Raw genomic sequence first — 14,965 nt, forward strand, 5'->3', positions numbered from 1 at the left:
CGTTTTTGTGGTTAAATGATACAACAGAAAAAAATGTGAATTTTAGTAAGAATATAAGATATCTAACCAAGACTGTAAACTGAAAACACCTACCCAATAACCTCTAGCTTAGCAAAACGCAACAATAACTTCTTACTCCCTCCTACTTCAAATCTTATTTCTGCTTTAGTATCAGCGCCTTGCCCTTCAATTTTAAGCACTTCTCCTTTTCCAAAACGAATGTGTTTTACAATATTCCCAACCACTAATTTATTATCAAATAAGTTTGCGGAGCCATTACTAGATTTAGAAACAGGTTTTAAGTTTTTAGGTGTAGAAACCTGAAATTTTTGAGGTTCAGATTTCAAAGTTCCCTTTTTACGTTCTAATGTTTTTGCAGGTTTGAAACGAATTTTATCAGGAGAAGCCGTTTTATTTGGTGATACATCTCCAAAAATATCTGCGGAAAGCATAGGGTTAAATCTACGTTCTTCAATAGGCGTTACAATATCTAGGTATTGCTCATCTATTTCTTCAATAAATCGGCTAGGTTCAGCATCAATTAATTTCCCCCAACGGTATCTTGATAAAGCATAGGTTAAATAGGCTTGCTTTTCGGCTCTAGTTAATGCAACGTAAAATAAGCGTCGCTCCTCCTCTAGCTCGCTACGCGTATTCATACTCATAGCACTCGGGAATAAATCCTCCTCTAAACCAACAATAAATACATAAGGAAATTCTAATCCTTTTGCTAAATGTATCGTCATTAGTGCCACATGGTCGCTATCGCCTTTATCAGCATCTAAATCGGTAGCGAGTGCAACATCTTCTAAGAATTCAGCTAAAGAACCTGTTGAATCTGCAATTTCTTTTTGTCCTTCCACAAAATCTTTCATACCGTTTAAAAGCTCTTCAATATTTTCCATTTTAGCAACACCTTCTGGTGTACCATCTTTATTGAATTCCTTAATTAAACCTGTAGTTCTGGTAACATGTTCAGCCAATTCAAAAACATCAGCGGTTTGATTCAGCACTTGAAAACTTTCAATAAGCGTTACAAAATTTTGAAGCTTGATTTTAGTCCCGGAGTTGATTTTAACATCGGTTTTATCAATGTTTTTCATCACTTCAAAAATGGTACGTCCGTAACCATTAGCAGAAACTATCAATTTATCAACTGTGGTTTGTCCAATACCACGAGCTGGAAAATTAATCACACGTTTTAAAGCTTCCTCATCCGCAGGATTTATAATTAAGCGTAAATAAGACAATACATCTTTAATCTCTTTCCGTTGGTAAAATGATAATCCACCATATATTCTATAAGGGATGTCTCGTTTTCTTAACGCATCCTCTATGGCACGAGATTGCGCATTGGTTCTGTAAAGAATTGCAAAATCACTATTCATTAATTGATCTTGCATTTTATTTTCCCAAATAGTGCTTGCTACATAGCGTCCTTCATCTCCATCAGTTAATGAACGATTCACTTTGATTTTTTCACCTTCATCATTGGCTGTCCAAACTATTTTATCAAGCTTGGTTTGGTTTTTATCAATGATGGAATTTGCAGCATTTACAATATTTTTAGTAGAACGGTAATTTTGCTCTAATCTAAATACTTTTACATCATCATAATCCTTTTGGAAATTCAAAATGTTATTGATATTTGCTCCGCGGAAAGCATAAATACTTTGCGCATCATCACCAACTACACATATATTTTGAAACTTATCAGATAGTGCACGCACAATCAAATATTGTGAATGGTTTGTATCTTGATACTCATCCACTAAAATGTATTTAAAACGGTTTTGGTACTTTGCTAAAACCTCTGGAAATCGTGTTAGTAATTCATTGGTTTTCAATAGTAAATCATCAAAATCCATTGCGCCAGCCTTGAAACAACGGTCTACATAAGCTTTATAAATATCTCCCATTCTTGGGCGACGTGCCATAGCATCAGCTTCTTTTAATTCTGGATTTTGAAAATAAGCGCGTACGGTAATTAAACTATTTTTATAAGAAGAAATACGTGAACGCACTTGCTTATACTTATAAATATCTTTATCCAACTGCATTTCTTTGATGATTGAAGCAATCAACCTATCAGAATCCTGAGTATCATAAATTGTAAAGTTGCTTGGATAACCTAATCTGTCAGCTTCAATACGTAAAATTTTAGCAAATACAGAGTGAAATGTTCCCATCCATAAATTCTTTGCTTCGCTTGCTCCAACAATAGAAGCAATACGCTCTTTCATTTCGCGAGCTGCTTTGTTAGTAAACGTTAACGATAAGATATTAAATGGGTCAATGCCCTTGCTCATCATATAAGCAATACGATAGGTAAGCACTCTTGTTTTTCCAGATCCAGCACCCGCTATAACAATCATAGGGCCATCAACCTGAATGGTAGGTTCTAATTGTGCGCTATTTAACTGACTTAAATATTTCTCCAAACTATATTCTTTTTCAACACGTGAAAATAACCATTGTAAACGGTAAATAATATCAGAATTATCAATAATTATAAACAATTCATTTTAATTAAATTTTGAATATATTTAGGCTAATTTTTAAACCCATATAATGGATACAGTTTTAGAGTTTTTATCAAATATCTCATGGTGGTTATGGATTGTAATAGCGTTAGTTTTAATAGCGCTTAGAGATATTTTTCAAAAAACACACTATCATACATAATTTTCCTTTAGTAGGACACATTCGCTATATGCTAGAAAGTATTGGTCCGGAAATGCGTCAATATTTTGTAGCTAATAACAGAGAAGAATTGCCTTTTAACCGTATAGAACGTGGTTGGGTATATGCATCAGCAAAAAAGCAGAACAATTACGAAGGGTTTGGAACTGATAGAGATATATATGCTCACCAACATATTTTTATCAATAACGCGATGATGCCCTTCAAAATAGAAGATAACCACCCTAATGCAATAGATAAAAGTTTTTTACCCTGTGCTAAAGTCATGGGAGAATTTAATAAACGTAAGAAGCCATACCGTCCTGCATCAATTATCAATGTTTCTGCTATGAGCTTTGGTTCTCTTTCAGCTAAAGCAATAGAATCTTTAAACAAAGGGGTTAAAATAGCAGGGGCTTATCATAACACAGGAGAAGGTGGTTTATCCCCGTATCATAGCAATGGCGGAGATGTTGTATTTCATTTTGGAACTGGATATTTTGGTGTTCGTGCTAAAGATGGAGGTTTCTCCATGGAAAAAATGGCAAAGTTAGTTGAAGACAATCCGTTTATAAGAGCTATTGAAGTCAAGCTTTCCCAAGGTGCAAAACCCGGAAAAGGCGGTGTGTTACCCGGCGCAAAAATCACAAAGCAAATAGCAGAAATAAGAGGTGTAGAAGTTGGTAAAGATGTTTTGTCTCCACCAAACCATAAAGCGTTTTCTGACGTTCCTGAAATGGTAGATTTTATTGAGGCTATTGCTGAAAAAACAGGACTACCTGTTGGAATAAAAGCCGCTATTGGGAAATTAGAACAATGGGAAGAGCTTGCTGATATCATGAAGAAAACAGGTAAAGGTCCAGATTTTATTACCGTTGATGGTGGTGAAGGTGGTACTGGTGCTGCACCACCTAGTTTTGCAGATCATGTATCGTTGCCATGGGTGTATGGATTTAGTGATTTGTATCGACTGTTTAAAACTAAAGGTCTTAGTGAACGCATTGTATTTATTGGTAGTGGTAAACTTGGTTTTCCTGCAAAAGCAGCTATGGCATTTGCTATGGGTGCAGATTGTATAAATGTGGCCAGAGAAGCCATGTTAAGCATAGGTTGTATTCAAGCTCAAATATGCCATACAAATAAGTGCCCTACCGGAATTGCAACACAAAGTAAGTGGTTACAAAATGGAATTGACCCTACTTTAAAATCTGAAAGACTAGCACAATATTTTAAAACGTTTAGAAAAGAATTAATTGAAATTACCCATGCTGCGGGATACGAGCATCCATGCGAATTCAAAATGAGTGATATAGACGTTAATGTTGAAGACCATAATCTCTCAAAAGAATTGGATCTAGCTTATAAATACCAAAAAACACCTGTTATTTTTAAAGGAATGCAACATTTGAAAGATTGCGTATATTTGGGAGGTAACAAAAAGTAGCTCAAGAAAATTAACTTAACCAATATTGATATGGATTCTAGTAGAATTATAGACTTATTTTTATTTACATTACCGTCCCTAATTACAGGACTAATTGCCTATTATTTTTTTAAAACGCATACTGCTAATGAAGATGGTAGACGTAGATTTTTATTAAAAAAGGATTTACAAACCAAATCACTACCTCTACGCTTTCAAGCTTATGAAAGATTGACATTGTTTTTAGAGCGTATTTCTCCAAATAAATTACTACTAAGAGTTTCTCCAACATCTTCAGATAAAGATGATTATGAGGCTTTATTAATACAAAGTATTCAACAAGAAATGGAGCACAATTTAGCACAACAAATCTATGTAAGCGAAAAATGTTGGAGTGTTATTAGCACAGCAAAAAGTGCAACCGTACAATTAATTAGAAAAGCAAATCTCTCTGAAAAAACAGATTCTGCAAATAAACTTAGAGAGGTTTTATTAACTGAAATGATGGAACGTCATTCTCCAAGTGATGCAGCAATTTCAATTTTAAAAGAAGAGGTTAGAGATTTGTTTTAAAACTCTATTTGTCTTCCAGCCTTAATTCATTAGATCTTGCTTGTTCACATTTTCCTTAGCATAATCCCAACCTTGTTCCCACCAAGAAGTCATCAGTTTTTTATTGAAGATTAGTGAGTTTTCAGTTAGTTTTGATGGTGTGTAGTACAGATTGAGTTTTACATCTTTATTTTTTGCTGCCAACTTACCAATCATAATATCATTGCGTTCTAATTGATCTGCTAAATGCCCAAATAGGTTAATCATCAATGAAAAAGGATTCTTACCCAAAACCTTATTATATTCCAAAGATTCTGATTCTAAAACAATCGCATCTACCTCTGTTGCACCTCTCAAAATAGCCTCTCTAATAGGTATAACACAACCTAATCCGCCATCAGCATATTCAAAACCATTCTTTTTTACTAAAGACATGAATGGAATGTAATTACATGAAATCCATATCCATTCACAAAACTCATCATAATCAAAATCCTTGATAGACTTATACTCTACCCTATTTTTAGAAAGATTTGCTACTGTAACAACAACATCATCTTTAGTGGTTTTAATTTTATCATATTCTTCTTTTGAAAAATGCTTTTTTATATGACGCTTTAAGGCTTTGCTTTCACCAAAAGTGCGTTTCATTTTAATAAACTGCCAGATGGTGTTTAAAAAATCAATAGAAACAAATTCTCGATTCCCTTTTTTCCTGATATTGAATGGGTTTACACTAAATATATCATGCTGCTGTACATTAGTATAGACATGATACAATTTGTCAATTTCTCCAGCGGCTAGATGAGGCACCAACAAACTCCCTGTTGAAGTTCCTAAAAACATATCATAATCACGCCCCTCAACTTCCATTAAATATTGAGCAACACCTCCTGCATAGGCACCTTTACTTCCTCCTCCTGATATGACTAGGGCTTTCATAGTTAAATTTAGCTCATAAATATAATCATTATGGGTTTAGTATTAAAAATTGGATAATATATTTAAACTTTCATACCTAGTATTAGGTATTTTAAAGAGAAAAAACAGCTTTATTCCGAAAAATTTAATTTTAGGTTGAAAAGAATATATATTTTAGTATCAGCTATTAACCTAACTTTTTTTATGCTGAAGAAATCTTTTCTTGTTGCATTATTTTCAACATTAATAATTGCTTCTTTTATTACTTTAAATTCATTAGAACATGAATTTTCTAGTTTTATAGATAAAGAACTATCGATTGTAAATTATAATAAATTAGTTTTACCACCTTCTGCAACTATTTCTGGAACTACAGAAGTTTGTGTAAATACAGCTCCTCAACCAGAAATCACATTTACTGGTTCAGCAGGAACTGCTCCTTACACGTTTACTTATACTTTAAATGCTGGTGGTAATTTAACCATAACTACAACAGGGACAAACAATTCAGTTAATTTACCTGTTAGTACTGCAACAACTGGAACATTTACTTATCAGTTAGTTTCGGTTAGAGACAATACTGGAGATACTACAAACGTAAATAATTCAGCAACTATTACAGTTAATGAATTGCCAACTATTGATTTTACATTTGATAACAATAGCGCATGTTCAGGAACTGCAGTTAATTTCACTCCTAGTGCAACTGGAGCAGCTCCATTTACTTTTGCGTGGAGTTTTGGTGATGGAGGTACTTCAGCAAATAATAATCCTTCGCATGAGTTTACGTCTTTAGGATGCGGAAATCAAATTTTCAATGTAACACTTACTGTTACCGATGACAATGGATGTACAGCTTCAATTATAAAACAAATCACAGTAAGACAAAAACCTCTATTGGAGTTTATTGATGTAGATAGCAGATTTGACCTGTTCAATAATTGTGGTAACAACACCACAGATCCTTCATACACTATTAATGTTGGCTTACAAAACGCATCTCCATGTGTTAATTCTTATGATGTAAATTGGGGAGATGGTAGTCCAGTTGAAACAGGCGTTACATTTCCAGCTACCCATACTTATACACAATTAGGTTCTTTTAATATGGACATTACGGGTAATGGCACCAACTGTGATAATACTGTGCGTTATCTCATAAAAAATTCTAGTAACCCTACGGGCTCTATAGTAAACCCAGGAAATACTGTAAATTTATGTACACCTGCAAATCCACTTGAATTTGCCATCGGCTCGTGGGCTACAAACCCTCCTGACACCAATTATTCGGTTGATTTTGGGGATGGTAGTACTGAGAATTATACACAAGCGCAATTAGAAGCTTCTACATTTTTTAATGCTGCAGACCCAGTAAACTCGCAAGATTTTCCAATACCGCACACATACACAACAACTAGCTGCCCTAATAGTTACACGGTAATTTTATTAATTACAACATCATGTGGACAAACAAATTTAACAGCAGGACCTATAATTATCCTACGAAAACCTGAAGTAGATTTTGAAGACCCTCCAAATAGCTGTGTAAATACTCCTGTTCTGTTTGAAAACACATCATTAGATGGCTATACCAATAATTGTGCAATTAATGATGGCTATTTTTGGGATTTTGGGGATGGTCAAACATCAATGGATAGAAACCCTTCGCATACATACACTACTACTGGAACATTTACGGTTTCTCTTTATGCTGAAAATTCCTGTGGCGTCACCAATACGGTCACTAAAACAATTTGTATTGAACCTGAATTGGTTGCAGATTTTACTTTAGATAGTGATAATGGCTGTACACCACTCGCAATACAAGCAACAAACACTACAGATTTAACAGATAGTTGTGGAGGTGTTGCATATTTATGGGAAGTGACATATGCTCCAGGTTTTTGCGGAACTACTTTTGGGCAATGGAGTTTTACTAATGGTACAGATGAAAATTCAATATCTCCTTCATTTGAATTTATTAGCGCAGGAACTTATACATTAACGCTTACCACAACTAATACCTGTGGAAACGATTCTGTTTCTCAACAAATTGAAGTTAAACGACCACCAACAGCTACAATCAATGCTATTGCAGATTTTTGTGGTACTGCTTCCATAACACCTACTGCAAATGTAAATACATGTGCGCCAACAACAGAAACTATTACTTACAGTTGGGGATTTCCAGGAGGAACACCAGCAACAGCAAACACTTTAGACCCAGGAACTATAGTTTACAATACACCTGGAAATTATCAAGTTACGTTTAGTGTAACTTCAAGTTGTGGTACTACAACAGATACTGAAGATTTTGTAATTAATGAAATACCTACAATAACAAATACTAATTTAGCGCAGACTATTTGCTCTGGAACAGATACTGCTGAGGTTAATCTAACATCAGATGTTACAGGGACAACTTACACGTGGACTGCAACTGCTCCAACTGGAGTAACTGGGTTTATTGCTAATGGAACTACAAGCACTATACCTGTTCAAACTATATTCAACTCTAATACAACTTCAGAAAATGTCACTTTTACCATTACACCTTCAAACGGAACTTGTGCTGGATCATCTGTAAATTTAGTAATAACAGTAGATCCTGCACCAGAATATACAACTCAACCACAATCTGAAATAATTTGTTTAAACGGTCCCATAAACCAATTATCAGTTACTGTTAATGGCCCAGGGACACCAACCTATCAATGGTATAGCAATACAGTTAACAATACCGCAACGGGAACTGCTATTGCCGGAGAGACCAATGCAACATATACACCACCTAATAATCCAGTTGGAATTGTTTATTATTATGTAATTGCTTCTTTTACATCTGGTGCTGGTTGTGACGAAATCACATCAAACGTAGCGGAAATAGAAGTTGTTGACGGTATTCAAATTGATACAAACCCGTTACCAACACAAAGTATTTGTGTAGGTGGAGCTATTAATAATAACTTAGAGGTAACACATTCTGGAGGCACAGGAACTGTTACCTATCAATGGTATTCAAACACAACTAATTCTAATACTGGAGGTACTGCAATAGCGGGAGCAACAAATAGCAATTACCAACCTCCAATATTTACAACATCTGGAAGTTATTACTATTACATCACTATTTCTATTAGCGGAAGTGGATGTGCACCCGTTACAAGTAATGTTGCTGAAGTTATTGTTGTAGATGACCCCACAATTTCATCACAGCCATTAGCAACTCAAACCTTATGTCAAGGAACAGCACCTCAAGATTTAGAAGTAATTACAACTGGCGGACTAGGAACTACCTATACTTATCAATGGTTTGTCAATACCGGAAATAATAATGCTGGAGGATCTTTAATAGCTGGAGCTACAAATGCAACTTACACACCACCTACAACAACAGTAGGCACATTATATTATTATGTAGAAATATCGCAACCAGGCTCTGGTTGTAGCGTTATTAGCAACGCTTCCGAGGTCATCATAAATCAAGCACCAACCATTACTACACAACCAATTTCTGAAACCATTTGTTTTGGAGAAACGTTTAATACCCTTTCGGTGGCTTATGCAAACGGTGTAGGGACACCAACTTATCAATGGTATAATAATACAGCAAATGATAGCACAACAGGAACTGCAATTGGAGGTGCAACTGGAACAACTTATACACCACCTTCTGGAACTGTTGGCACGATTTTTTATTATGTGATTATTACGTTTTCGTCTGGAGGGTGTACAGAAATAACATCTCAAATTTCTGAGCAAACGGTAAATGAAACGCCAAATATTAGTGATAAATCGGATGTTATATGTAGTGGAAATGCTTTCAATATAACTCCAGATAGTTCTGGTGGAGACATTGCTCCTACTGGTACAACATACACTTGGACGAATCCTGTTATTAATCCAGCAGCCACTATTACTGGAGCATCTGGAGAAACAAATCCACAGAGTTCAATTTCTCAAACACTTACAAACACAACAACTAATCCATCAACCGTAACATATACAGTAACCCCTACTTTAGGAACTTGCATTGGTGCGGATTTTGAAATTGTCGTTACAGTAAATCCATCCATAAGCATCGTAACAAACCAAACGAATAGTGATTGTTATCTCGATAATGGCGGTGTGTTAGAAATAGCAATTTCAGGAGGCGTACCTTTTGCAACAGGAAATCCGTATCAAATAAATTGGACAGGACCAAACGGCTATTCAAATACAAATCAAGATATTTTCAACTTAGCACCAGGAGATTATACAGTTTCAATATTAGATGATGGTGGCTGCCCGTTTTCTGAAACATTTACCATTACAGAACCAGATGAACTTATCTTTAGCATGATAGATTTTGATCCTGAAACCATTTCATGTTTTGGCGCAAATGATGGCGAAATTGGTATTGAAGTTTCGGGAGGGACAGAACCTTACTCCTATGCATGGACAAGAAATGGGACACCTTTTGCTACTACCGAAGATTTATCTAATTTAGATGAAGGCACTTATGAAATTACGGTTACAGATGCAAAAAACTGTACACCGATTGTACAAAATTTTACGGTAATTGAACCGCCTGAATTACAAGCAAGTTTAATAAATCAAGTGGATATCATTTGTTTTGGAGATGCCACAGGCGAAATAAATGTTAGCATTTCTGGTGGAAGACAAATTGAAAGCTCTCCGGGTGTTTTCGATTATTTGTACAGTTGGACTGGGCCAAATGGGTATACAAGCACCAATCAAAATTTAACAGGATTAATCGCTGGAACTTATAATTTAACCGTTACTGATAAATCGAATTGTACGGATACTTTAGAGGTTATTTTAGATGAATCTGATGAAATAATTATTGATTATACGGCCACCGAAATTGAATGTTATAATGATAACGATGCATCAATAACAATTAATTCTATTTCTGGCGGAAATGGACCATATACAGTAGCTTGGAGTAATTTAGGGTCTGGCTTAGTACAATCTAATTTGTCTCCCGGTACATATATAATTACAGTAACAGATAATACAAATTGTGAAAAACAAGCCACTATAATTATTGCTGAACCTCCAATTTTCAGAATAACACCAGAAGTTACAAACGTATCTTGTTTTGGAGAAAATGACGGTCGTATCATTCTAAATTTAGAAGGTGGTATAGATCCAGTAAATTTAAATTGGGACGATGACCCAACTGCTGGAGTAGAACGAAATAATATAGGGCCAGGAACTTATACTGTAACAATTACTGATGGAAAACCATGTGTAATTACTGAAACCTTTGTGATTACAGAACCTGCTGCTTTAGATATTTCTGGAACTAAAATTGATGCTTTAGATTGCGATGATGCCAATAGCGGCAGCATTAATTTGATTGTTACAGGAGGTACTTTGCCACTTAGCTATTCATGGTCTAATGGAGCAACTAATGAAGATTTAAATAATATTCCACCAGGAAATTATACCATTACGGTTACTGATGCAAATAATTGTGAAATTTCTGAAAGCTTTGTTATCAATAGATTTGAACCTCTTGAAATAGATGTTGAAGTAATTACAGATTTTGATTGTGCTGCTAAAACTGTCGATCAATCTTTTGTAGCTAAACCAAGTGGCGGTGTTCCTCCTTATCTAATTAGTTGGTCTAGCGGAACAGTTAGTGGCGCGAATAATGAAATTATGGAAACAGATATTAGCGGACTCGTAATTATAGATGTAACTGATAGTTTAGGCTGTACAACATCGTTTTCATACAACGTTGATATTCCAGAGTTAGGAGATCCTGATTTTACAGTCAGTTCAACTGCATTTAGCACCTTCGGATTTTATTCTATTGAAGATCCTATTCAATTCACAAATACCTCTACTGGCGATTTTGAAAGTGTATCATGGAATTTTGGGGATGGTAATTTCTCAAGTGAAGAAAATCCAATTCATATTTATAAAGCTATCGGTACTTATGAGGTAATACAAACCGTCACATATCCATTTGGATGTGTTTATACTAAAGTCATTCTACTCGATGTTGAAAAAGGGTATAGCTTAATAATGCCGAATGCCTTTACTCCAAATAATGATGCTTTAAATAATTATTTTCTCCCTTCGCAAATTGCACTATCTAATATGGAACTGAATATTTATGATACTTGGGGAAGCATGATTTATTCAGAAAAAGGAGATAATTTACGAGGTTGGGATGGAAAAATAAAAGATGCTAATGCTGAAAATGGAAATTATTATTACACATTTTCTGGCGATACATTTTATGGAGAAACCATCACTAGTAAAGGAACTGTGGTTTTAATTAAATAGATGAAATGAAGCTTAAACTATATATATTTATCATAACTGCATGTTTTTGTTTTAAAGTAAATGCGCAAGACCCAGTTTTCACACAATACTTTATGATGCCCGAAAGTTTAAATCCAGCGTTTTCAGGGTTTGAACAAGCCACTTATTTTGGCGTGATGCACAGAACTCAATGGCCACATTTAGATTTAAATGTAAATACTGATTACGCATTTTTAAACACATGGGTGGAAACTATGAATGCTGGAATTGGATTTAGTTTTTTAAATCAGCGTGAAAATAGTACTAATTACAATCACTTTCAGTTTAACGGTAATTTTGCTTACATCGTAAAATTATCAAACGATTGGTATTTTAGACCAGCAATTGAAGTAGGTTATGGTATGAAATCTTTTAATTTTAGAAATTTAGTACTATCCGATCAAATAAATATTAATTCAGGAACCATAAATTCAACATCAGCAGATCCTTTTGCTGCAAATGCAAATGATAATATTGGTTTCTTCGATTTTACTGCAGGTTTTGTTTTTGATAAGAAAAACACACGGAATGATACAGATTTATGGTTAGGTGCTGCGATAAAACATTTAAACAGGCCAAATATTTCATTTATTGATGGAGACAATGTGCCATTAGATATTTTTTATACTGTGCATGCCAATTATAAATTTCCATATTACGATTACAACGATATGATTATCTCTGCAAATTATATGCAACAAGGTGAATATAACCGATTAGATATTGCAACTACCATCAAGCTGAATAAATTATTCTTGGGTGCAATGGCTGTTACAAATCCTGCAAAGAATAGCGGCAATAGCCATTTGTTAACATCTGTAAACGCCTTTGCTGGTTTAGAATTTGAACGTTTACGTTTTGGGTTTTCATATGATTTTAATACTTCTAATATTGGAAGAACTGATGGAATTTATGAAATCTCCATAACATATTTAGCCGATTGTTTGATTTGTAGAAGTCCTACTAATAATGAGCGTAGGAAATAAAACTATTTCTGTTCTAGAAGTGATTTAGCAAACTTCTTAAATCGCCAATTATGATGGGTTGTTGCTTCTTGTAAATTTTCTTTACATTCCGTATTACAAGTTTTAATTTCATTTAAATATTGAAATGCATTTTGGCGTACCTCAAAACTATATTTCAGACTTGTATAATCCATCAATTCTTTAAAATATTTAGATTTATTTTCAGGCTCATAATCTTCAGTAATTAAAGTTAATGTTAACCAAAGTATCCGAACGTTTTTGTCATTAAAACCCTGAATACCTTTAGTTTTATTTAAATACTTGCTTCTGTCTTTTGGAAAGTTTCTCCATAAATTAAATAGTGCTGTTTCTATAGTGATATAGGATTTGTCGTTTAGAAGTGATTCGTAGTCTTTTTTTAATTCTGATGGAATATCAGATAAATTTTGTACTGCGACTTGACGTAACTTGATATCTATTGAAGCTAAAGAGGTTTTAAGTAATTCTTTTTTATCAACCAAACTATCATTTATCAAATCATTAAAAAGTCCTACTTTAGTCATACTATTGATACTTTCGGATAGCTTTTTCATTTTTAATTTGTTTCTTTCTTTTTGAAAATCAACTAAATCAACTCCGCTAGGGCAGTCTAATGCATAAATACCTATTTTTTTATAAATTTTTCTATACTTCATAAATAGGCTAATGTCTCCCAAAAATTCATCTCCTTTTGATATTAACAAACCTTCTTTGAAATTAGTTAAGTCTTTACCACTAGCCTTTTCAACTTCATTTATAAAATCATCAGTTTCTACATTTTTAAATTGATGCTTTTCTAAATAGTTTTTTACTCCAGCTTTAAAAGCGGTATCCCCTACTTTTTCTCGAAGTAAATGCAACACCCAAGCCCCTTTTTTATAAAACGTAGTACTACTCGATTTTGGGTCTAATAGCGAAGTGCTTTTCCCTGCTTTATCTTGCGCTAATAATTCTTGGGCATATTCATACAATCTCCAATAGTAATAATCGTCTCCAAAAACTTCTCGTTCTGCCAACAATGCATAATACGTAGCAAAACCTTCCTGTAGCCAATGATGTGTTCCAGAAGTAGCAGTTACTAAATTACCAAACCATTGATGCGCTAATTCGTGTGCATTAATATTTACAAAATTTTTATCTACAAACGCAATAGAATCTACTACAAAAGCATCTGAATAAATATTAAGACTTGTATTCTCCATCCCTGCATACAAAAAGTCTTTAACTGGCACCATTTTGTAATTCTGCCAAGGATAAGGCACACCAATTTCTTCTTCTAAAAAATCAAACATTTGTTTTGTGTAACGGTATGTAGGTTCAACTTTTAAAGAGTCTTCTGGGTAGTAATACATTTCTAGTGGAATACCACTTTTAGAGTATGCTACTTTTTTATTGTATTTACCAATGGCGAGCGCTACTAGATAGCTAGACATGGGTTTTTGCATGTCGTAATGCCATAGGGTAAGATTAGGAGAAATCTCTTTATTAAGAAGCTTTCCATTACTAATAACTATTGATGGTTTATTCCCTGTAAAAACTTCGTTACCTTCTTTAAAAATAACATTTAGATCAAATTCCACCTTTTCATTCATATCATCAAAACTAGGCATCCAATTACTGGTATATTTACCTTGACCCTGAGTCCATATTTGCTGATTATCCTCTTCATTATTCCAATCTATAAAATACATAGCTTTTTTTGGACTAGTATTCCACATGATATCTATCTTATGTTTGCTGTTTTTTTTAAAAGGATGTTTAACAATTAAAAATTTATTATTATATAAACTGTCTTCAAATTTATTATCAAGTTTATATTTAATACTCTTAAAATCTTTAGCATCTATGTATAAAGAATCAATATCCTTTAGAATTTCAAATTCATAAGAAATAAGTCCTGAAACCTCTTTTTGAGGTAAATAACCAAAAATGATGTCTACTTTAGCCGTTTTAAAATCAACATATTCTGTCTGTTGCCCCCACAAAAAGTTAGTACAAAAACATAAAACAAAGAAGATTTTTTTCATGTTTTTAAATATAGCAAAGATTACTCCAAAACAGT

6 protein-coding genes and 1 pseudogene are annotated in these 14,965 nt (G+C 34.0%); 4 read left to right on the top strand and 3 right to left on the bottom strand.

Going from position 1 to position 14,965, the window contains the following annotated elements; translation table 11 throughout:
• Positions 1-89: 89 nt before the first annotated feature.
• On the bottom strand, positions 90-2,441 hold the full coding sequence (locus AC0L5U_RS04265; RefSeq protein ID WP_473416164.1) for an ATP-dependent helicase: 2,352 nt from the start codon (positions 2,439-2,441) through the stop codon (positions 90-92).
• A 130-nt stretch (positions 2,442-2,571) separates the two neighbouring features.
• Between AC0L5U_RS04265 and AC0L5U_RS04270 the strand changes: the two are divergent.
• Together AC0L5U_RS04270 and AC0L5U_RS04275 are read left to right on the top strand one after the other, a co-directional pair.
• Positions 2,572-4,126, top strand: a pseudogene (locus tag AC0L5U_RS04270) (FMN-binding glutamate synthase family protein).
• A 30-nt stretch (positions 4,127-4,156) separates the two neighbouring features.
• Entirely contained in the window at positions 4,157-4,678 is a 522-nt protein-coding gene (locus AC0L5U_RS04275; RefSeq protein WP_473414830.1) for a DUF7935 family protein, read from the top strand.
• A gap of 21 nt (positions 4,679-4,699) precedes the next feature.
• On the opposite strand, the gene AC0L5U_RS04280 is transcribed toward AC0L5U_RS04275, so the two are convergent.
• The gene (locus tag AC0L5U_RS04280) at positions 4,700-5,599 is read right to left on the bottom strand and encodes a patatin-like phospholipase family protein (RefSeq protein ID WP_473414831.1); all 900 of its coding nucleotides are present in this window, start codon (positions 5,597-5,599) and stop codon (positions 4,700-4,702) included.
• A gap of 183 nt (positions 5,600-5,782) precedes the next feature.
• On the opposite strand from AC0L5U_RS04280, the gene AC0L5U_RS04285 reads away from it, so the two are divergent.
• A complete protein-coding gene (locus AC0L5U_RS04285) occupies positions 5,783-11,881 on the top strand; it encodes a PKD domain-containing protein (RefSeq protein ID WP_473414832.1) in 6,099 nt (2,032 codons plus the stop codon).
• Positions 11,882-11,886: 5 nt separating this feature from the next.
• On the top strand, positions 11,887-12,885 hold the full coding sequence (locus tag AC0L5U_RS04290) for a PorP/SprF family type IX secretion system membrane protein (protein ID WP_473414833.1): 999 nt from the start codon (positions 11,887-11,889) through the stop codon (positions 12,883-12,885).
• A 2-nt stretch (positions 12,886-12,887) separates the two neighbouring features.
• Here the strand turns inward: AC0L5U_RS04290 and AC0L5U_RS04295 are convergent, their stop codons facing one another.
• Positions 12,888-14,930, bottom strand: a complete 2,043-nt coding sequence (locus AC0L5U_RS04295) for a M1 family metallopeptidase (RefSeq protein WP_473414834.1) — start codon at positions 14,928-14,930, stop codon at positions 12,888-12,890.
• Positions 14,931-14,965 lie beyond the last annotated feature (35 nt).

This window comes from Jejuia sp. G7-7, assembly GCF_055808955.1.

Excerpts from the sequence above, each read along its gene's own strand:
- AC0L5U_RS04295 (WP_473414834.1), bottom strand. The coding sequence starts at position 14,930 with ATGAAAAAAATCTTCTTTGTTTTATGTTTTTGTACTAACTTTTTGTGG.
- AC0L5U_RS04275 (WP_473414830.1), top strand. The coding sequence starts at position 4,157 with ATGGATTCTAGTAGAATTATAGACTTATTTTTATTTACATTACCGTCC.
- AC0L5U_RS04280 (WP_473414831.1), bottom strand. The coding sequence starts at position 5,599 with ATGAAAGCCCTAGTCATATCAGGAGGAGGAAGTAAAGGTGCCTATGCA.
- AC0L5U_RS04285 (WP_473414832.1), top strand. The coding sequence starts at position 5,783 with ATGCTGAAGAAATCTTTTCTTGTTGCATTATTTTCAACATTAATAATT.
- AC0L5U_RS04290 (WP_473414833.1), top strand. The coding sequence starts at position 11,887 with ATGAAGCTTAAACTATATATATTTATCATAACTGCATGTTTTTGTTTT.